Genomic DNA, 19838 nt, shown 5'->3' with positions numbered 1-19838 from the left:
ACAAGGCTTTGAAGCATCTGCGGTCCACAGCAGTTGCGCCCACCGCTCGCGCGGTGACATTTCATGTGGACTGAAACAAGGAATTGAGAATCATCATGGCTCTGACCACTGAGCAGAAGAAGGCCATCCTCGGCGAGTACGGTCTCCACGAGACCGACACCGGCTCCCCGGAGGCCCAGGTCGCAATGCTGACCAACCGCATCAACACCCTGACCGAGCACCTGAAGTTCCACAAGCACGACCACCACTCCCGTCGTGGCCTGCTGCTGATGGTCGGTCGCCGTCGCGCGCTGCTGAAGTACCTGGCCGCCGAGAACATCACCCGTTACCGCGACCTGATCGCCCGCCTGGGCCTGCGCCGCTAACTGGTTCTTCCAGACGTCTCCATCACCCGCCCCGCCGTTACGGCAGGGCGGGTTTTGTCGTCTGCGCCTTCCTGGCCGAGTTCAGGGATCCGGCATCGAGTGGACCTCCCGGCCGGATCCGGCCGATTTCTCCCCCGAGGTCAGCGCGGAGCTGGGTCCCTGAGTCGCGGAGCTGCGGCCCCGCCCCGGCGGAGGGTGCGGAGCACCAGTGTGATCAAGCACCATATGACCAGCATGACCATGCCTGGTAGAATAGACCTTCGTTGTATCAAAGACAGCGCTTTCTGGCGGCATCGACGATCGCCAAACATTTTTTTCGAGGAGATACATGAACAATCCCGTGGCATTTCACGTGGACGAGGATTTCGGCACCACCGAGGCAGCCGTCACCATCGACAACGGGGACTTCGGTACCCGCACCATCCGATTCGAGACCGGCCAGCTGGCACGCCAGGCCGGCGGATCCGTCACCACTTTCCTGGATGACGACAACATGCTGCTGGCGACGGTCACTGCGTCCAACCAGCCGCGTGAAGGCCTCGACTTCTTCCCGCTGACGGTGGACGTCGAGGAGCGGATGTACGCCGCCGGCCGCATCCCCGGTTCCTTCTTCCGCCGCGAGGGCCGCCCGTCGACCGACGCGATCCTCGCCTGCCGCCTGATCGACCGCCCGCTGCGCCCGACCTTCGTCAAGGGGCTGCGCAACGAGGTCCAGGTCGTCATCACCGTCCTCTCCCAGAATCCCGAGGACTACTACGACGTCGTCGCCATCAACGGCGCCTCCGCCGCCACCCAGCTCTCCGGCCTGCCGGTGTCCGGCGCCGTCGGCGGCGTCCGCATGGCGCTGGTCGCCGACGACAAGCACCCGAAGGGCCAGTGGGTCGCTTTCCCGACGCACGAGCAGCGCGACAAGAGCGTCTTCGAGATGGTCGTCGCCGGCCGCATCGTGGACCGCAAGAAGGGCCGCAACAAGGGCGAAGACGTCGCGATCATGATGGTCGAGGCGGCCGCCGGTGAGAACACTCTCGAGCGCATCAAGGACGGCTCCCCGGCCCCGACCGAGTCCACCGTGTCCGAGGGACTCGAGGCGGCCAAGCCGTTCATCGCCCTGCTGTGCAAGGCGCAGGCCGGCCTGGCCGAGCGCGCAGCCAAGGAGCGCCGCGAGTTCCCGCTGTTCCCGGCCTACTCCGACGAGGTCTACTCGGCCGTGGAGAAGAAGGCGGGCCGCAAGCTCGCCGACCTGATGTCCGTCAAGGGCAAGCAGGAGCGCGAGGACGCGACCAACGACTACATGGTCGAGATCGAGCAGTCCCTGCTCGGCACGTTCAACACCGACGACGCCTCCAAGCAGATCCGTGCCGCCTTCAACGCGCTGATGAAGCAGATCGTGCGCACCAAGATCCTCACCGAGGGCTTCCGTATCGACGGCCGCGGCGTCGCCGACATCCGCGACCTCGGCGTCGAGGTCGAGCTGATCCCGCGCGCGCACGGTTCCTCCCTCTTCGAGCGCGGTGAGACCCAGATCCTCGGCGTGACCACCCTGGACATGCTCAAGATGGAGCAGCAGATCGACTCGCTGTCCCCGGAGACCTCCAAGCGCTACATCCACCACTACAACTTCCCGCCGTACTCCACCGGCGAGACGGGCCGCGTCGGTTCCCCGAAGCGCCGCGAGATCGGACACGGCGCGCTCGCAGAGCGTGCGCTCCTGCCGGTGATCCCCTCCCGCGAGGATTTCCCGTACGCGATCCGCCAGGTGTCGGAGGCGCTGGGCTCCAACGGCTCCACCTCCATGGGCTCCGTGTGTGCGGCAACCCTGTCGATGTACAACGCGGGCGTGCCGCTGCGCGCCCCGGTCGCGGGCATCGCCATGGGCCTGGTCTCCGACGAGGTCGACGGCGAGACCAAGTACGTCGCCCTCACCGACATCCTGGGCGCGGAGGACGCTTTCGGCGACATGGACTTCAAGGTCGCCGGCACCTCCCAGTTCATCACCGCCCTGCAGCTGGACACCAAGCTCGACGGCATCCCGTCGCAGGTGCTCACCGACGCCCTCGAGCAGGCCAAGGAGGCCCGCACCGAGATCCTCAAGACGATGGCCGAGGTCATCGACAGCCCGGACGAGATGTCCGCGCTCGCGCCGAAGATCACCAGCGTGAAGATCCCCGTCTCCAAGATCGGCGAGCTCATCGGCCCGAAGGGCAAGACGATCAACGCCATCACGGAGGAGACCGGCGCACAGGTCTCCATCGAGGACGACGGCACCGTCCACGTCTCCGCCACCTCCGGCGAGTCCGTAGACGCCGCCCTGGAGAAGATCAACTCCCTGGCGAACCCGCAGCTGCCCAAGGTCGGCGAGCGGTTCCTGGGCACCGTGGTCAAGACCGTCGCGTTCGGCGCGTTCGTCTCCCTGACCCCGGGCCGTGACGGCCTGATCCACATCTCCAACCTCGGCGGCGACCAGCGCGTCGAGAAGGTCGAGGACGTGATCAACGTCGGCGACAAGATCCAGGTCGAGATCGCCGACATCGACAACCGCGGCAAGATCTCCCTCACCCCGGTCGAGGGCTAGACACCCGCTTCACGACGCCCCGGCCGCCACGTTCTTCCACGTGGCGGCCGGGGCGTCCGCCGTTGCCCGCCCGCCGGCAGGTGAGGGGGGGGAATCAGTTGTGCTTGACGTCGATGACCAGCCGTTTCGGGTCCTGCAGCACGGACACCGAATAGGGCAGTTCCTCCGTCACGCCGAGATAGACCTCGGAGTAACCCTCGAAGACGCTGGTGTACGCGATTTCCTCGACCACGCCTGCACCGGGGAAGTTGCCGGGCGGAAGGGGATCCTCGATCCCGAGTTCGAAGGGGTAGGTGGTGTTGGTGATCATCACGTGCAGGTAGGCATCGCCCGCCACCTCGACGGGGAGGCCGGAGGCCTGCTGCATGGGTTCGTCGACGTAGTCGATGCGCCAGCCCGGATCGTCCCCCTCGGTCAGGTCGAAGACCACGCGGTCGAAACCCTCGTGGCGTCCCGTCCGGATCCCGGAGACCAGGACGGGGTTCTCGGACCACCGCTCCTGAATCTTCGGCGCCAGGTCCGGGCTGCCCAGCGGGCGGTCCGTGGCCGAGGCGGGGGAGGGGGAGGCAGTGGAAACCGCGGTGGACGTCACGGTGGTCCGCCCGGGTGCGGGGTCGCCTCCCGTCGTGCCGGAACCGCCCGAGCCGCCGGAGCCGGCGCCGTCGCCGCAGGCGACGAGCAGCAGTGCCGCGGCGGTCAGGACGGCGGGGACGAGGGGGCGTCGATAAGCGGTCATGCCTTCAGGGTAGGTGTCATAACCGGAACCTGTCACCGGTTATGGCCGAAACGTTGCCTCGTCGAGATTTGCGGCGGCCCGGCGGGAGTGCCGTGGGGTTTCTCCGGGGGCGTGGGCCTAGACTGGTACACCGGACAACGGCAGCGGACAACACAGGAGGAACCATGGCCATCAAGGTGGGAGTGCTCGGCGCTCAGGGGCGTGTCGGATCGGCGGTGTGCGACGGCGTCAACGCCGCGGACGACCTCGAGCTGGTGGCCCAGGTCGATCAGGGCGACGACCTGCAGACGCTCGTCGACGCCGGAGCGGAGGTCGTCGTTGACTTCACCACCCCGGGCGTGGTGATGGGCAACCTGGAGTTCTGTGTCGCCAACGGCATCAACGCCGTGGTGGGCACCACCGGCTTCGACGAGGAGCGCCTCGCGCAGGTCCGCCAGTGGTGCGCCGCGGAAGGTGCGGGCAATGTGCTCATCGCCCCCAACTTCGCCGTGTCCGCCGTTCTGGCCATGGCCTTCGCCAAGCAGGCGGCGAAGTTCTTCGACTCCGCCGAGGTCGTCGAGTACCACCACCCCCACAAGCTGGACGCGCCGTCCGGCACCGCCATCCACACCGCGCAGGGCATCGCCCAGGCACGCCGGGAGGCAGGCCTGGGCCCCATCCCGGACGCCACCGATCAGACCCTCGAGGGCGCCCGCGGCGCTGACGTCGACGGCGTCCGCGTCCACGGCATCCGCATGACCGGCATGGTCGCGCACGAGGACATCATCTTCGGCTCCCAGGGGCAGACCCTGACCATCCGCCAGGACTCCTACGACCGCACCTCCTTCGTGCCCGGCGTGCTCCTCGGCGTGCGCGAGGTGGCCGGCCACGACGGCCTGACCGTGGGACTCGACGGCTACCTCGGGGTCTGAGTACCGTGGCGAAACCTGTCGAGCTCCAGGTCCAGCTGATCGCGGCCACCCGCTTCACCCCGCCCCCCGGGGTGGACTGGGCCGCCGACGCCACCGCCACCGACGCGGAGGCGCTCGTCGAGTTCGCGGGCCGCGCCTGCTACGAATCCTTCGGCAAGCCCAACCCGCGCACCGCGGCGAACGACGCCTACCTCCGCCACATCATGGAGGTCGGGCACACCGCGCTTCTCGAGCACGCCACCGCGACGCTCTACATCCGCGGCATCTCCCGCTCCGCCACCCATGAGCTGGTCCGCCATCGGCACTTCAGCTTCTCCCAGCTCTCCCAGCGTTTCGTCCACACCAACGAGGCCGAGGTGGTGCTGCCCAAGCTCATCGCCGACGACCCGCAGCTGTCCGAGCTGATGTTGCGGGCGGTCGACGAATCACGCTTCGTCTACCAGGAGCTTCTCGACGCCCTCGAGGAAAGGCTCTCCGACGAGCCCAACGCGCTGCTGCGCAAGAAACAGGCCCGCCAGGCCGCGCGCAGCGTGCTGCCCAACGCCACCGAATCCCGCATCGTCGTCACCGGCAACTACCGCGCCTGGCGGCACTTCATCGGGGCACGCGCCACCGAGCACGCCGACGTGGAGATCCGCGCCCTCGCGGTCGCCTGCCTGCGGCTGCTGGTGGAGCAGTCCCCGGTGCTGTTCGCGGACTTCCAGATCTCCCGGCTCTCCGACGGCACCGAAATGGCCGTCAGCCCCTACGCCACAGAATTCTAGAGATTCCCCCAGAGGAAAGGTAAGCAGGTAACCTTGACCACCATGAGTACAGGTTTGGCAGTGAAGAACGGGGCCGAGCACTTCGGAACCGTCTGTGTCGCCATGGTCACCCCCTTCGACCGCGACGGCGCCCTCGATACGGAGACCGGCCGTCGTCTCGCCGCGCACCTCGTCGACAACGGACTCGACTCCCTGGTGCTCGCGGGCACCACCGGTGAGTCCCCGACGACGACCACGGAAGAGAAGATAGCCCTGATCAGGGCCGTGAAGGAGGAGGTGGGCGACCGCGCGAAGATCATCGCGGGTGCCGGCACCAACAACACCGCGGCCTCTGTCGAGCTTGCGCGGGCATCCGCCGAGGCCGGCGCAGACGCGCTCCTCGTGGTCACCCCGTACTACTCTAAGCCCAGCCAGGAAGGGCTTTTCCAGCACTTCTCGGTTGTCGCGGAAGCCACCGACCTCCCGATCTGTCTCTACGACATTCCGCCGCGTTCCTCCATCCCTATCGCACCGGAAACCCTCCGCCGACTCGCGGAGATCCCGAATATTCTTGCGGTTAAGGACGCGAAGGGTAACATGGCGGAGTCTGCACTGCTCATGCACGAGACCGGTCTCGCCTACTACTCGGGCGATGATCCGCTGAACATCCCGTGGTTGTCGATCGGCGCCTCGGGGTTCATCTCCGTGGTCGGCCACGCCGCACCGCGCGCCTTGCGTGAGCTGTACACAAGTTTCGAGGAAGGCGACCTCGCCCGTGCGCGGGAAATCAACGCCACCGTTCTTTCACCGCTGATCGCCGCCCAGGCCCGCCTGGGTGGTGCCAGCATGGCCAAAGCTGCTCTGCGACTGCAGGGCATTGAGGTGGGGGACCCGCGTCTGCCTGTCGTCGCTCCCGACGAGCAGGAGATCGAGGGCCTCCGCCGTGACATGGAAAAGGCTGGAGTCCTTTAAATATGACTGAATCCCGAAATCGTCCCCGCAAGGTCACCCGCAAGGCGGGTCCGCCGGAGACCGACAGCTCGACTGAATCGCCGGTCTTCCAGGCTCCGACACCGGAGACGAAGGGGTCCCAGGCACCTGCCGCCGAGAAGGCCGCAGAAGACGCCCCCACCACCAACCGCAGCTCCGGCCGCTCCCGGGGCGGAAACGGCCGGGGCCGTGGCGGCCAGGGCCGTCAGAACCAGGGCGGCCAGGGTCAGGGCGGCCAGGAAGGCGGCCGCGGCCGTCGTAACGTGGTCAAGTCCATGCAGGGCGCCGACCTGACCAAGCGCCTGCCGGCCCCGCCGAAGGCGCCCAACAACGGCCTGCGCATCTACGCTCTCGGCGGCATCTCCGAGATCGGCCGCAACATGACGGTCTTCGAGTACAACAACCGTCTGCTCATCGTCGACTGCGGCGTGCTCTTCCCCTCCTCGGGCGAGCCGGGCGTCGACCTGATCCTGCCGGACTTCGGCCCGATCGAGGACCACCTCGACCGCATCGACGCTCTCGTGGTCACCCACGCGCACGAGGACCACATCGGCGCCATCCCGTGGCTGCTCAAGCTGCGCGCGGACATCCCGATCCTGGCTTCCCGCTTCACCCTCGCGCTCATCGCGGCCAAGTGCAAGGAACACCGCCTGCGCCCCAAGATGATCGAGGTCAACGACAAGTCCGACGAGAACCGCGGCCCGTTCAACATCCGCTTCTGGAACGTCGACCACTCCATCCCGGACTGCCTCGGCCTGGCCATCAAGACCGGCGCCGGCCTGGTCATCCACACCGGCGACATCAAGCTCGACCAGCGTCCGCCGAGCGGCCGCCCCACCGACCTGCCGGCCCTGTCCCGCTTCGGCGACGAGGGCGTCGACCTGATGCTCTGCGACTCCACCAACGCCACCACCCCCGGTGTCTCGGCGTCCGAGTCGGAGATCATCCCGACCCTCAAGCGCCTGATCGGCGAGGCCAACCAGCGCGTGATCTTCGCTTCCTTCGCCTCCAACGTCTACCGGGTGCAGGCCGCCATCGACGCGGCGGTGGCCAACGGCCGCAAGGTCGCGTTCAACGGCCGATCGATGATCCGCAACATGGAGATCGCCGAGAAGATGGGCTACCTCAAGGCCCCCCGCGGCACCATCGTGTCGATGGACGACGCCTCGAAGCTGGCACCGCACAAGGTCCTGCTCATCACCACGGGCACCCAGGGCGAGCCGATGGCGGCCCTGTCCCGCATGGCCCGCCGCGAGCACCGCCAGATCACCGTCCGCGAGGGCGACATGATCATCCTCTCCTCCTCCCTCATCCCGGGCAACGAGGAAGCGATCTACGGCGTCATCAACATGCTCTCCCAGATCGGCGCGACCGTCGTCACCGGCGCCGACGCCAAGGTGCACACCTCCGGCCATGGTTACGCCGGGGAGCTGCTGTTCCTCTACAACGCGGCCCGTCCGAAGAACGCCATGCCGGTGCACGGCGAGTGGCGCCACCTGCGCGCCAACAAGGAACTGGCCATCTCCACCGGCGTCGACCGGAACAACGTTGTGCTGGCGCAGAACGGCGTCGTGGTCGACCTGGTCGACGGCCGTGCCAAGGTCGTCGGGCAGATCCCGGTGGGCAACCTCTACGTCGACGGCACCACCATGGGCGACGTCGACGCGGACATCCTCGCCGACCGCACCAGCCTGGCCTCCGGCGGCCTGATCTCCATCACCGCCGTCATCGACAACCGCACCGGGCGTCTCATGGAGTCCCCGACGGTGGAGACCCGCGGCTTCTCCGATGACGCCAAGGCGATGATGCCGGAGGTCCGCGAGCTGGCAGAGAACGTGATGAACGACCTCGCGGCCGAGGGGGAGAACAACCCCTACCGGATGGTGCAGCAGCTGCGCCGCCGCGTCGCCCGCTTCGTCGAGCAGAAGTGGCGCCGCGAGCCGGTGATCCTGCCGACCGTCGTGCCGATGAGCTCCGACATGGACCAGGCCATCGACGACGACCAGGTCAAGGTCTCCGCGCGTCCGTCGCTGTAGTTCCTGATCTACCGTGCACCCCGGCATTCATTATGCTGGGGTGCATGTCTTTTTCCTCAGCTGAACGCGCCCGCCTCGCCGATCTGCTCATCCAGCTCGGCCCCGATGCGCCCACCCTCTGCGAGGGGTGGGACACCCGCGACATGGCGGTGCATCTCTACCTCCGGGAGCACAACCCGTTGGCGGCCGCCGGAATGTTCGCGCCGCCGTTGGCCGGCCAGCTGGCGAAGGCCAGCGCGAAGGCGGGGGAGCGGGATTACCCGGAGCTGGTCCGCGACTGGGCGGCGGGCCCGGGCAGGTTCAACCCGGTGAGGTACATCGATCCGCTCATGAACACGGCGGAACACTTCATCCACCACGAGGACGTCCGGCGCGGCGACGGGGTCGCCCGCCCCCGTGATCTCAGCCGGGCGGTGGAGGAGCAGCTCTACCGGGCGCTCTCGTCTTCCGCCCCCAGGTTCCTCAAAAACAGCACGGTTCCCGTGATCCTCCACCCCACGGGTTTCCCACGGATCGTCGCCGCCGACAAGCGGGGGGTCAGCCTCGACGGGGAGGGCGTACTCAGCGTCACCGGCGACGTGGGGGAGCTGCTCCTGTGGGTGTTCGGCCGGGACGTCGTCGAGCTGACCATGGAGGGAAATCCCGATGACGCCGTAAGGTCAAGTCTGTAACCTTGAGCTTACTGAGGCAGGTATCCTGCCCGTGTCCGGTGTGGCTGATGTGAATAGTGTGGCCTGAACTACTACAGTGGGAGCCATGTCTGTACGAAGCTCGGCGCCACGCTCCACCAAGCGCTCCCCTCACGGGGGGCGGAAGGCTGACCGCACCCGGCCCGCGGGCACGTCCCGGTCCCGGAGCCCGAAGGCTTCGGCCGCGCCGACGTCCGCGTTCCGCGCCGCCGAAACCTCCGAGGAGAGGACCGGCAGCGCTTTCCGCGCCGTCAGCGACGGGATCAGTTCCATCTTCGGAGCCACCGCCCGAGGGATGGGCAACCTCACCCGGGGAGCGGGCAGAAGCAACCCCGACCACGACACCAAGAACAAGGAGCCGGAGAAGACCGTCATCATCGACAAGGACGCACGCACCGACGACGAAGCCCGCCCCGGCGCGGACATGGACGGAGTCGCACTGGCGCTCATCGGCCTGGCCGCCGTGCTCGGCGCATCAGTGTGGCTGGACATCGCGGGTCCGGTGGGCGCCGCGATCTCCCACGCCGCGCACCTGGTCATCGGCGCCGGAGCGCTCATCCTCCCCGTGGCTCTCGTGGGCCTGGCCATCGCCCTCATGCTGGGCGTGAGCAACGCCCCGGGCGACCGGCCGCGCATCGCCGCAGGCACTGCGCTCATCGTCGTGTCGATGCTCGGCCTCGTCCACGTTCTCGCCGGCAACCCGGCCGACTGGGCGGGCCGCGGAACGGCCGGCGGCGCCCTGGGGGCGTGGACCGGCGGCACGCTCGCCGCAGGATTCAGCTCCTACGTAGCAATTCCGCTGCTCATCCTCATCATCGTCTACGGCGCGCTCAAGGTCACCGGCATCACCACCCGGCAGGCCTTCGATTACGCCCGTGAACTGATCGGGGACATCCGCCGGCCCGGCGACCACACCGTGGACGACGACGGCGACGACCTCTACGGCCACGTCCACGACGACATCGAGGATCTCGCGGAGGGCCGCCAGCGGGCGCCCCGCCCGGCGGTGCGGCCGGCGCCGAGGAAGCGGGAGCTCCCGCGGGCGTCGAGAAGCACGCCGCTGGACAATTACCCGGCGGAACCCGACCACGCCGACGAGTTCGAGCACGACACCCAGCACACGCTCTTCGACACCCCCGTCAAGCGCGGCGCCCCGGACACCGACGAATTCCCGGCCGTTCAGCCCGACGCGGCGGCTGCCGGGGAAGACGCAGGGGACGCTGTCGCGCAGTCGCGCGAGGCCATCCGGCAGGCCATCGTCGCGCGTTCGGGCATCGACGCCGCCGCCGTCCCCGCGGCCACCCCGAAATCCGAGCTGGCCGACGATCCGGCCCCGGCGCCGCGCCAGCCGGAGACCAGCACGGACTACCGGCTGCCGAGCACTGACCTGCTCATCGACGGTGACCGGCCCAAGACCCGCACCGAGGCCAACGACCGGATGATCGAGGCGATCACCGACGTCTTCGGCGAGTTCAACGTGGACGCCACCGTCACCGGCTTCTCCCGCGGCCCGACCGTCACCCGCTACGAGGTGGAGCTGGGGCCGGGAGTGAAGGTCTCGAAGATCACCAACCTCCAGTCCAACCTGGCGTACGCCGTGGCGACGGACAACATCCGCCTGCTCACCCCGATCCCGGGCAAGTCCCTGGTCGGCATCGAGGTGCCCAACCTCGACCGCGAGATGGTCCGGCTGGCCGACGTCCTCAACGCGCCCGCCACCCGCGGAAACCACGACTCCATGCTCATCGGCCTGGGCAAGGACATCGAGGGCGACTTCGTCTCCCACTCCGTGCAGAAGATGCCGCACCTGCTCGTCGCCGGCTCCACCGGCTCCGGCAAGTCCGCGTTCATCAACTCCCTGCTCGTCTCTCTGCTCACGCGCGCCACCCCGGAAGAGGTCCGCCTCATCCTGGTCGACCCGAAGATGGTCGAGCTGACCCCCTATGAGGGCATCCCGCACCTGATCACCCCCATCATCACCCAGCCGAAGAAGGCCGCGGCCGCGTTGCAGTGGCTCGTGGAGGAGATGGAGCAGCGCTACATGGACATGAAGTCCGCGCGCGTGCGCCACATCAAGGACTACAACCGCAAGGTCAGGTCCGGCGAGGTCACCGCTCCGGCGGGCTCGCAGCGGGAGTACCGCCCGTACCCGTTCATCATCTGCGTCGTCGACGAGCTCGCCGACCTCATGATGACCGCGCCGAAGGAGATCGAGGAGTCCATCGTCCGGATCACCCAGAAGGCGCGCGCCGCCGGCATCCACCTCGTCCTGGCCACCCAGCGCCCCTCGGTCGACGTGGTCACCGGCCTGATCAAGACCAACGTCCCGTCCCGGCTGGCCTTCGCCACCTCCTCACTCACCGACTCCCGGGTGATCCTCGACCAGTCGGGCGCGGAGAAGCTCATCGGCATGGGCGACGCCCTGTTCATCCCCCAGGGCGCCGGCAAACCCCAGCGCCTGCAGGGCGCCTTCGTCACCGATGAAGAGGTCTCCGCCGTCGTGGAGGCCGCCAAGCTCCAGGCCCAGCCGAACTACACCGAGGGCGTGACCGACGACAAGGTCTCCGACGCGAAGAAGGAGATCGACGACGACATCGGCAAGGACATGGACGACCTCCTCGAGGCCGTCGAGCTCGTGGTCACCTCCCAGCTCGGTTCGACCTCGATGCTGCAGCGCAAGCTGCGCATCGGCTTCGCCAAGGCCGGCCGTCTCATGGACCTCATGGAGACCCGCGGGGTCGTGGGCCCCTCCGAGGGGTCCAAGGCCCGCGACGTCCTGGTCAAGCCGGACGAGCTCGACACCATCCTCTGGATGATCAAGGGCGCCGACCCTGCCGACGCCCCCAAGGAGGCTGGCTGGGAAGAGCAGGACGTCCCTGAGGAGGCCGGGGAGAACGACACCCGGGTCGTCCAGGCGACCTACAACCCGTCCTCGGGGGCGTTCTGACCGGCTGAATCCGGGGCAGGCGTCGAGTGGTTCTGCCGGCCGGGCGGGGCGTGTATAGTCTCACCTGTCATGGAGGGGAGTACCCCATAATCGGCACACACCGTCAGCACGGCCTTCGGGCCCGGATGTGCCGGCCCGCACACACTGCGGGCGGGGGAGACCTCCGGTCATTCATTTACCCAGAACAGACCGGAGGCAGGGACCTTGACCGTTCCTTTGTGGATCTGGATCGCCACCATCGTGATGATCCTCGGATTCTTCATCTTTGATTTCTACAGCCACGTGCGCACCCCGCACGAACCCACCATCAGGGAATCCGCGCTGTGGACGACGTTCTACGTCGGCCTCGCGCTCCTGTTCGGCGTCTTCGTGTACGTCATGTGGGACCACCAGCACGGCGTCGAGTACTTCACCGGCTACGTGACGGAGAAGGCGCTGAGCGTGGACAACCTCTTCGTCTTCGCGCTCATCATGGGCGCCTTCAAGATCCCGCGCAAATACCAGCAGAAGGTGCTGCTCATCGGCATCGTGCTGGCGCTGGTCTTCCGACTGATCTTCATCCTCCTGGGCGCGGCCATCATCTCCGCCTGGTCGGACGTCTTCTACCTCTTCGCGATCTTCCTCCTGTGGACGGCGGTCAAGCTGCTGTGGGACGAGATCACCGACGCCCCGGAGACGGACCCGAACGAGATGAAGGTGATCAAGTGGCTGCGCAAGGTCGTGCACGTCACCCCGGGGTATGACGGCGACAAGCTGACCACCCGCTTCCACGGCAAGTTCGCGCTGACCCCGCTGTTCGTGGCGCTGGTGGCGATCGGCCTGGTGGACGTGATGTTCGCGTTCGACTCCATCCCGGCCATCTACGGCATCACCACGGAGTCCTACCTGGTGTTCACCACCAACGCGTTCTCCCTCATGGGACTGCGCCAGATGTACTTCCTCCTGGACGGCCTGCTCGACCGTCTGGTGTACCTGCCTTACGGCCTGGGCCTCATCCTGGCGTTCATCGGCGTGAAGCTGCTGCTCCACGCCCTGCACGAGAACAACCTGCCCTTCATCAACGCCGGCGAGAACGTGACGGTGCCGGAGATCCCGACAGAAGGTTCGCTGGTGGTGATCGTGGGAATCCTCGTGGTCACGGTCCTGGCGTCGATCTGGCGCAACTACTACGACAAGGCGCAGGGCGCCGTCGACACCCGGGTCAGCACCGGGCAGGAGTACCACGAGCTGTCGGAGGAGGAGAAGTTCGCCGCCGACAATGCGGAGCTGCCCGACGGTCCGGCGGAGGCACGCGGGGGCTCCACGAAGTGGAGCGGGCCCGACAGGAAACGGGACTAGCTAGTTCAAGTCCTCATCCGGGGAGCGGAACACGTTCAGGACGGGGTTCCATTCCCGGATGCTGCGGCCTTCGAGGGCCTTCTCCCGGGAGAAAGGGTCCTCGTCCATGAGCTCCTCCGCGTCGCTGACGGTGGCGGTCTCCGGGAGGCGGATGATGATCAGCGCACCTCCCTGCCCGTCGGTGTAGGGGCCCGAGCCGACGAGCTGGTCCGCTGCGCCGAGGGCGGCCAGCCACTCACGGTGCACGGGGCGCAGGGCGACGATCTCGGGTGACTCGTCGGCGTACTGGTAGTGGACGGCAAAGTATTTCATACTGAGAAATTCTACTCCCGTCCCGGAGGGGTAGGGTGTGGGGCGTGACTGCACCGACGCCCGCGAAGCCCAGCAACTTCAACCTCCCCAACGTGTTGACGAGTCTGCGCATCCTGGTCATACCCCTGTTCCTCTGGCTGCTGCTCGGCGGACACATGTGGTGGGCGTTCGGGGTGTTCGTCGCCCTGATGATCACCGACAAGCTCGACGGCGACATCGCCCGGGCGCGCAACCTGGTGACCGACTTCGGCAAGATCGCCGACCCCATCGCGGACAAGGCGCTCATGACCGCCGCGCTGGTTGGACTGAACCTCATCGGCGAGCTGCCGGTGTGGATCACCGTGGTGATCCTGGTGCGCGAGTTCGGGATCACCATCTGGCGGATGTACATGCTGCGCCGCGGCCTGGTGGTGCCGGCCTCCAAGGGCGGCAAGGTCAAGACGACGCTGCAGGCCGTGGCCGTGGGCCTGTACCTTATACCGCTGCCGGCGTGGATGGATCTGCCCAATTACCTGGTGATGCTCACCGCCGTGGCGGTGACCGTGTGGACGGGTGTGCAGTACCTCATTGATTCCCGGAGGCAGGCGTGAACCTGGTCGAGGCGCTGCGGCGCCGCGGCCTCACCGTCGCCTTCTGCGAGTCGCTGACCGCGGGCCTCGCCGCCGCCACCCTCGCCGACACTCCCGGCGCCTCCCACGTGCTGCGTGGCGGCCTGATCACCTACGCCACGGACCTCAAGGGGCTGCTGGCAGGTGTCTCCGCCCACGCGCTGCGGACCCACGGCCCGGTGTCCGCGGAGGTGGCGGCCGAAATGGCGGAAGGCGCCCGGGAGGTGTGCCTCGCCGACTGGGGTGTGTCCCTGACCGGCGTGGCCGGACCGGAACAACAGGACGGGCACCCGGTCGGCGAGGTCTGGATCGGTTACGCGGGGGAGGGCGGCGTCGAGACGCGGAAGCTGAATCTCAGGGGAACCCGGCGAGACATTCGCGAGGCCGCGGTCGAAGAGGCGTTGAACGGGTTGTTAACCAGGGTGGAACAAACCGCGCTGCCGGGTCGTTAGAAGGAGTAATGGTTACTACCGCTGTCATAGATACCCCGATCCTTTCCACCCGCCGTGCACCTGAACTTCTGCTCCGGGAGGCACTCGGTGCTGCCCTCCGCTCGTTCCGGGCGGACCAGGGCATCACTCTGCGCGAACTGGCAGAATCCGCCCGGGTCTCCCCGGGCTACCTCTCCGAGCTGGAACGAGGCCGCAAGGAGGTCTCCTCCGAACTGCTGGCCTCGGTATGCCATGCGCTGGGCACCTCCGTGGCGGATGTCCTCATCGAAGCCGCCGGTTCCATGGCGCTGCAGTCCGTGGCGGAGGAACTCGCGACGGAATCCCTCCACGCTTAACGGCGGCCGACGGGACCCGGCCCTGTCGGCTACCATGGTGACGTTAACGTTGAACAAAAACTAGGAAGGCCCGATCCGACATGGCTAACCCCTTCGTAAAGGCATGGAAGTACCTCATGGCGCTGTTCGACTCGAAGATCGAGGAGAACGCCGATCCGAAGGTGCAGATTCAGCAGGCCATCGAGGATGCGCAGCGTCAGCACCAGGAGCTGTCCCAGCAGGCGGCCGCGGTCATCGGCAACCAGCGTCAGCTGGAGATGCAGCTGAACCGCCGTCTCGGTGAGATCGAGAAGCTCCAGGCCAACACCCGCCAGGCACTCCAGCTCGCCGACAAGGCGCGCTCGGAGGGCGACGAGAAGAAGGCCCTCGAGTACGAGAACGCCGCCGAGGCCTTCGCCGCCCAGCTGGTCACCGCGGAGCAGTCCGTGGAGGACACGAAGCAGTTGCACGATCAGGCTCTGCAGCAGGCCGCCCAGGCCAAGCAGGCGGTCGAGCGCAACTCCATGGCACTGCAGCAGAAGGTCGCCGAGCGCACCAAGCTGCTCTCCCAGCTGGAGCAGGCCAAGATGCAGGAGAAGGTCTCCGAGTCCCTGCAGTCGATGAACTCGATCACCGCGGGATCCACCCCGAACCTGGATCAGGTGCGCGAGAAGATCGAGCGCCGTTACTCCAACGCCCTCGGCCAGGCCGAGCTGGCGCAGAACTCCGTCGAAGGCCGCATGGCGGAGGTGCAGCACGCCGGCATCCAGATGGCCGGCCACTCCCGCCTGGAGCAGATCCGCGCCGAGATGCAGGGCAGCCACGAGCTGGCTTCCCCGGCGGCCGACAAGGCCCTTGAAGGCGGCGCGGGCGGCGCCGGCAACGTCACCGATGACGCGGTGGCGCAGCGCATGCGGGAGCTGCGCGGCGAGTAGCCTCACCCTCCACCGCGGGCGGATGTTCCCGCCCGGGTTGTCCCGGACCGTAGCCCGCTACGGTCCGGGAATTTTTCGTTGGGGGACGATGATGGAAAGCATTGACCTTAATAGTCAGATAAGGCTAACCTTGCCTTGTTTTGTTAAGGGGGCCACCCGGCCTCCACGCCGCCGCCTCCCGCGGCGGACCCGCACCCCCACGGAGGATCAACACATGCGCTCTTTCACCCGGATGGCCCTGGCCGCTGTCGCCTCGGCGGGCGTCGTCGCCGGTCTCACCGCCTGCACGGACGACACCTCGGAGGAGGCCTCGACCACGAACGGCGCCGCGTCCGACGACACCCTGGTGATCTACTCCGGCCGCGACGAAAGCCTCATCGCGCCGCTGATCGAGAAGTTCGAGGACACCACCGGCATCACGACCGAGGTGCGCTACGGCAGCACCTCCGAACAGGCCCAGCTGCTGCTCACCGAGGGGGACAACACCCCGGCGGAGGTCTTCCTCTCCCAGGAGGCGGGCGCTCTGGGCCTGGTGGCGGAGGAAGGCATGCTCGTCGAGCTGCCCGGCGACGTCCTCGACCAGGTGCCGTCCGCGTTCAACTCCGACGACGGCCACTGGGTCGGCCTCACCGGCCGTGCGCGCGTCGTCGCCTACGACGGGGAAGAGGTCACCGGGGAGGAAGCCCCCGACACTCTGGCGGAGATGGTCGACCCGAAGTGGGCCGGCGAGATCGCGATCGCCCCGGGCAACGCCTCCTTCCTGTCCTTCGTCACCGCGATCCGGGTGTCCGAGGGGGAGGACGCCGCCCGCGATTTCCTGCAGAAGCTCAAGGACAACGGCGTCAAGACCTACCAGAAGAACGGCGACATCCTCCAGGCGGTCAACTCCGGCGAAGTCGACCTGGGCCTGATCAACCACTACTACTGGTACCAGTCCGCCGCTGAGGTGGGTCCGGAGAACATGCGCGCACAGCTCAAGTTCGGCCAGCCGGGGGACCTCGCGGCACTGGTCAACGTCACCGGGGCCGGCATGCTGAAGCAGGACGCCCAGGACCCGCAGGCGCTCGAGTTCATCCGGTTCCTGCTCTCCGAGGAGGGGCAGGCGTACTTCGCCGGGGAGACGTACGAGTATCCTCTCCTCAAGGGCGCAGAAGGTCCGGAGGGCGTGCCGGCGTTCGACGCCGACGCCAACCCGGACTTCGACCTGTCGGACCTGTCGAGCGTCGATGAGACGGCCGCGCTCATCGACGAGGTCGGTCTGACGGTCAACTAGACCCGACGCGGGGCCTCCACGTCTGCGGCCCGGCCCCGCTCTTCGCTCCGAAACCAGAAGGACCCGCCCGTGCGACAGCCCTCACCCGCAGTGGTGTTTCCGGCGCTGCTCGCCGCCGCTGCGGTGGCCACTCCGCTCGCCTTCCTGCTCAGGGAGCTTGTCGACGCCCCGCCGGAGGCCGTCGCGCGGGCCTTCTCACGGCCCGGCACCTGGATCCAGGTGCTCAACACCCTCAAACTCACCCTGGCGGTGACCGCCAGCGCGCTGGTCCTCGGGGTGTCCACCGCCTTCGCCATCACGCGGCTGCGCCTCGGGGGAGAGAAGCTGTGGTGGCTGGCGGCCACCCTGCCCCTGGCCGTGCCCTCCTACGTCGCGGGAATCGCCTGGGTGGACCTCACGCCGCTGCGCGGATTCACCGGGTCGTGGCTCGTTCTGGTGCTGGCCACCACCCCCTACGTCACCCTCCCCGCCGCGGCGGCGTTCCGCCGGGCAGACCGCTCCTACGAGCACGTGGCACGCACGCTCGGATACGGGCCGGTCCGTAGTTTCGCCACGATGACGCTGCCGCAGATCGCCCCGGCCGCCGGGGCGGGGGCCCTGCTGGTCGCCCTCTACTCCATCGCGGAATTCGGCGTGGTGGCGATCATGCGCTACTCCACGCTCACCACCGCGGTGCAGCAGGCCTTCTCGGGGAGCTTCAACCGCTCGCTGGCAGTGGTGCTCTCGGTGATTCTGGTGGCCATGGCGCTCGTCGCCGTGGTCGGCGAGCGGATCGTGCGCCGGCCCGTCGTCACCACGCGGACCGGGGACGACGCCAATGCGCCGATCGTGCTGCCCGGCTGGGCACGCGCCGCCGTCAGCGCCGCCCTGGCCGCCGTCTTCATCGCCGCGGTGATGGTGCCGCTGACGGCCTTCCTCCTGCGCCTCGGACTCAGCGTCGCGGAGAACGAGGTCGAATGGGCGCGGATGTTCCGTGCCGCGGGGGCCACCCTCGCCCTGGGTTTCGGCGGGGCGTTCATCGCCACCGTGATGGCGCTGCCCATCAGCATCCTCGCCGCCCGGCACCGCGGCCGCGTCGTCGGCAGCCTGGAGACCGTCACGTTCCTGGGCCACGGGCTGCCGGGCATCGTCATCGGCCTGTCCATGGTCTACTTTGCCCTGGCCTTCGCCCCGGGCCTGTACCAGACCACGACTCTGCTGGTCATCGCCTACGGAATCATGTTCGTGCCCAAGGCAATGGGATCGGCCCGCTCGGCCATCGCCCAGGTTCCCACCTCCTACGAGGACGTCGCGCGCACGCTCGGGCGCAGCCCCCGCCAGGTGTGGGCCGAGGTGACCGCGAAGATCGCCTGGCCGGGCATCACCGCCGGCGCCCTCATCGTGGCGGTGACCATCATGAAGGAGCTTCCCGCCACCCTGATGATGCGTCCCATCGGCACCGACACCCTGGCCACCCGCCTGTGGCAGCTCACCGACATCCAGGCATACGGCGCGGCGGCCCCGTACGCCCTACTGCTCATCGCCGCGGCGACCATTCCCGCCCTCGCCCTGGCGCGTTCCCCGGAAGGACAACCCCGATGACCCCCGACCTCTCCGTCCGCGGCCTCAGCGCGACGTACGGCCGCCGGTCGACGCCGGTGCTCCGCGAGATCTCCCTCGACCTGCCCGACGGAGAACTCCTGGCGGTGCTCGGTCCGAGCGGCTGCGGGAAGACAACGTTGCTGCGGGTGATCGCGGGACTCCTGCCGGCGACGTCCGGGACCGTCAGTCTGGCCGGGCGGGAGGTCACCGCCCTCGCGCCGGAGAAGCGCCGGGTGGGGCTGGTCCCGCAGGAGGCGGCGCTGTTCCCGCATCTGACCATCGCGGACAACATCGCGTTCGGCATCAGGCACGTCCCCGCCGCCCGGCGCCGCGCACGGGTGGCGGAGTTGATGGAGCTGGTCGACGTCACGGCGCTGGCGGACCGCAGGTCCTCCCAGGTCTCCGGCGGCCAGGCCCAGCGTGTGGCCCTGGCCCGCGCGTTGGCGCCCGCCCCGGACCTCGTGCTCCTCGACGAACCCTTCGCCGCCCTCGACGCGGCGCTGCGCACACGCCTGCGCCGGGATGTGGCCGCGATCCTGCGGGAGGCAGGCACCGCGGCGGTGATCGTGACCCATGACCAGGACGAGGCGCTGTCGATGGCGGACCTCGTCGCCGTCCTCCGCGCGGGGGAGGTGGCGCAGTCGGGCAGCCCCGCGGAGTTGTACGCGCATCCGACCCATGCCTGGGTGGCGAATTTCCTGGGGACCTGCGCAATCCTCGAGGACGGCCGGGTGCTGCGCCCCGAGCAGATCACCCTCACGCCCGCCGCGCCCGCGGTCGGACCAGCTGCCCGGCTCTCCTTCGACGCGGAGGTGGTCCACGTGGAGTTCTTCGGCCATTCCACGCTCTACCAGCTCCGGCCCGCGCGCGGGTTGCGGCTGGCGCCGCAGGACCGGCTCGGCGCAGCCACGGAGGACACCCGTGCCGGGCTCCTGTTCGCCCGGGAGCTGGGATCCCCGCGTTTCACGTCCGGCCAGGCGGTGGTGGCCTCGGTTGCGGCCGACCTTCCGGCCGTTCCGCTCGGATGAACCGCCGC

At 68.1% G+C, this 19838-nt stretch carries 18 protein-coding genes; 16 read left to right on the top strand and 2 right to left on the bottom strand.

Going from position 1 to position 19838, the window contains the following annotated elements:
- The first annotated feature begins 95 nt into the window (after window positions 1-95).
- Together rpsO and B840_RS07500 are read left to right on the top strand one after the other, a co-directional pair.
- Entirely contained in the window at window positions 96-365 is a 270-nt protein-coding gene (rpsO, locus tag B840_RS07505; protein WP_042621632.1) for a 30S ribosomal protein S15, read from the top strand.
- Window positions 366-693: 328 nt separating this feature from the next.
- Window positions 694-2937, top strand: coding sequence for a polyribonucleotide nucleotidyltransferase (locus B840_RS07500; RefSeq protein WP_042621631.1), 2244 nt, complete (start codon window positions 694-696; stop codon window positions 2935-2937).
- Between the two features lie 94 nt (window positions 2938-3031).
- Here the strand turns inward: B840_RS07500 and B840_RS07495 are convergent, their stop codons facing one another.
- Window positions 3032-3673 carry an AMIN-like domain-containing (lipo)protein gene (locus B840_RS07495; protein WP_042621630.1) on the bottom strand — a complete coding sequence of 214 codons (642 nt, stop codon included), beginning with the start codon at window positions 3671-3673 and terminating at the stop codon, window positions 3032-3034.
- Between the two features lie 164 nt (window positions 3674-3837).
- Between B840_RS07495 and dapB the strand changes: the two genes are divergently transcribed.
- The 7 genes from dapB to B840_RS07460 all read left to right on the top strand — a co-directional run bounded on the left by dapB (window position 3838) and on the right by B840_RS07460 (window position 13327).
- Window positions 3838-4584: a 4-hydroxy-tetrahydrodipicolinate reductase gene (dapB, locus tag B840_RS07490; RefSeq protein WP_042621629.1), complete on the top strand. Its 747-nt coding sequence runs from the start codon at window positions 3838-3840 to the stop codon at window positions 4582-4584.
- Between the two features lie 5 nt (window positions 4585-4589).
- Complete coding sequence (gene thyX, locus B840_RS07485; protein WP_042621628.1) at window positions 4590-5348, top strand: FAD-dependent thymidylate synthase; 759 nt, start codon at window positions 4590-4592, stop codon at window positions 5346-5348.
- 42 nt (window positions 5349-5390) lie between these two features.
- Entirely contained in the window at window positions 5391-6299 is a 909-nt protein-coding gene (gene dapA, locus B840_RS07480) for a 4-hydroxy-tetrahydrodipicolinate synthase (protein ID WP_042621627.1), read from the top strand.
- A 2-nt stretch (window positions 6300-6301) separates the two neighbouring features.
- Window positions 6302-8353, top strand: a complete 2052-nt coding sequence (locus tag B840_RS07475) for a ribonuclease J (protein ID WP_042621626.1) — start codon at window positions 6302-6304, stop codon at window positions 8351-8353.
- A gap of 44 nt (window positions 8354-8397) precedes the next feature.
- Entirely contained in the window at window positions 8398-9024 is a 627-nt protein-coding gene (locus B840_RS07470; protein ID WP_229676604.1) for a TIGR03085 family metal-binding protein, read from the top strand.
- 85 nt (window positions 9025-9109) lie between these two features.
- Complete coding sequence (locus B840_RS07465) at window positions 9110-11989, top strand: FtsK/SpoIIIE family DNA translocase (RefSeq protein WP_042621624.1); 2880 nt, start codon at window positions 9110-9112, stop codon at window positions 11987-11989.
- Between the two features lie 243 nt (window positions 11990-12232).
- Window positions 12233-13327: a TerC family protein gene (locus B840_RS07460; protein ID WP_229676611.1), complete on the top strand. Its 1095-nt coding sequence runs from the start codon at window positions 12233-12235 to the stop codon at window positions 13325-13327.
- Here the strand turns inward: B840_RS07460 and B840_RS07455 are convergent, their stop codons facing one another.
- A complete protein-coding gene (locus B840_RS07455) occupies window positions 13328-13639 on the bottom strand; it encodes a YciI family protein (protein WP_042621622.1) in 312 nt (103 codons plus the stop codon).
- 44 nt (window positions 13640-13683) lie between these two features.
- Between B840_RS07455 and pgsA the strand changes: the two genes are divergently transcribed.
- The 7 genes from pgsA (at window position 13684) to B840_RS07420 (ending at window position 19830) form a co-directional block, all read left to right on the top strand.
- Window positions 13684-14229, top strand: coding sequence for a CDP-diacylglycerol--glycerol-3-phosphate 3-phosphatidyltransferase (gene pgsA / locus B840_RS07450; protein WP_229676605.1), 546 nt, complete (start codon window positions 13684-13686; stop codon window positions 14227-14229).
- Window positions 14226-14699 (top strand): CinA family protein, encoded by a 474-nt coding sequence (locus tag B840_RS07445; RefSeq protein WP_042621620.1) that lies wholly within the window; start codon window positions 14226-14228, stop codon window positions 14697-14699. The genes pgsA and B840_RS07445 overlap by 4 nt, the downstream gene beginning before the upstream one ends.
- An 8-nt stretch (window positions 14700-14707) precedes the next feature.
- The gene (locus tag B840_RS07440) at window positions 14708-15034 is read left to right on the top strand and encodes a helix-turn-helix domain-containing protein (RefSeq protein ID WP_042621619.1); all 327 of its coding nucleotides are present in this window, start codon (window positions 14708-14710) and stop codon (window positions 15032-15034) included.
- 80 nt (window positions 15035-15114) lie between these two features.
- Entirely contained in the window at window positions 15115-15948 is an 834-nt protein-coding gene (locus B840_RS07435; RefSeq protein ID WP_042621618.1) for a PspA/IM30 family protein, read from the top strand.
- Window positions 15949-16162: 214 nt separating this feature from the next.
- Entirely contained in the window at window positions 16163-17221 is a 1059-nt protein-coding gene (locus B840_RS07430; RefSeq protein WP_042621617.1) for an iron ABC transporter substrate-binding protein, read from the top strand.
- Window positions 17222-17290: 69 nt separating this feature from the next.
- On the top strand, window positions 17291-18802 hold the full coding sequence (locus tag B840_RS07425) for an ABC transporter permease (protein ID WP_042621616.1): 1512 nt from the start codon (window positions 17291-17293) through the stop codon (window positions 18800-18802).
- On the top strand, window positions 18799-19830 hold the full coding sequence (locus B840_RS07420; protein ID WP_052491124.1) for an ABC transporter ATP-binding protein: 1032 nt from the start codon (window positions 18799-18801) through the stop codon (window positions 19828-19830). The genes B840_RS07425 and B840_RS07420 overlap by 4 nt, the downstream gene beginning before the upstream one ends.
- The last annotated feature ends 8 nt before the right edge of the window (window positions 19831-19838 follow it).

The sequence above is a fragment of the Corynebacterium marinum DSM 44953 genome (assembly GCF_000835165.1).
Taxonomy (GTDB): Bacteria; Actinomycetota; Actinomycetes; order Mycobacteriales; family Mycobacteriaceae; genus Corynebacterium; species Corynebacterium marinum.
Note: the sequence above shows the minus strand (reverse complement) of the source record. Positions and strands in the feature narration are given on the sequence as shown.

Excerpts from the sequence above, each read along its gene's own strand:
- B840_RS07495 (WP_042621630.1), bottom strand. The coding sequence starts at position 3,673 with ATGACCGCTTATCGACGCCCCCTCGTCCCCGCCGTCCTGACCGCCGCG.
- B840_RS07430 (WP_042621617.1), top strand. The coding sequence starts at position 16,163 with ATGCGCTCTTTCACCCGGATGGCCCTGGCCGCTGTCGCCTCGGCGGGC.
- B840_RS07435 (WP_042621618.1), top strand. The coding sequence starts at position 15,115 with ATGGCTAACCCCTTCGTAAAGGCATGGAAGTACCTCATGGCGCTGTTC.
- B840_RS07460 (WP_229676611.1), top strand. The coding sequence starts at position 12,233 with ATGATCCTCGGATTCTTCATCTTTGATTTCTACAGCCACGTGCGCACC.
- B840_RS07500 (WP_042621631.1), top strand. The coding sequence starts at position 694 with ATGAACAATCCCGTGGCATTTCACGTGGACGAGGATTTCGGCACCACC.
- B840_RS07440 (WP_042621619.1), top strand. The coding sequence starts at position 14,708 with ATGGTTACTACCGCTGTCATAGATACCCCGATCCTTTCCACCCGCCGT.
- B840_RS07455 (WP_042621622.1), bottom strand. The coding sequence starts at position 13,639 with ATGAAATACTTTGCCGTCCACTACCAGTACGCCGACGAGTCACCCGAG.
- B840_RS07470 (WP_229676604.1), top strand. The coding sequence starts at position 8,398 with ATGTCTTTTTCCTCAGCTGAACGCGCCCGCCTCGCCGATCTGCTCATC.
- rpsO (WP_042621632.1), top strand. The coding sequence starts at position 96 with ATGGCTCTGACCACTGAGCAGAAGAAGGCCATCCTCGGCGAGTACGGT.
- B840_RS07420 (WP_052491124.1), top strand. The coding sequence starts at position 18,799 with ATGACCCCCGACCTCTCCGTCCGCGGCCTCAGCGCGACGTACGGCCGC.
- B840_RS07465 (WP_042621624.1), top strand. The coding sequence starts at position 9,110 with ATGTCTGTACGAAGCTCGGCGCCACGCTCCACCAAGCGCTCCCCTCAC.
- dapB (WP_042621629.1), top strand. The coding sequence starts at position 3,838 with ATGGCCATCAAGGTGGGAGTGCTCGGCGCTCAGGGGCGTGTCGGATCG.
- dapA (WP_042621627.1), top strand. The coding sequence starts at position 5,391 with ATGAGTACAGGTTTGGCAGTGAAGAACGGGGCCGAGCACTTCGGAACC.
- B840_RS07475 (WP_042621626.1), top strand. The coding sequence starts at position 6,302 with ATGACTGAATCCCGAAATCGTCCCCGCAAGGTCACCCGCAAGGCGGGT.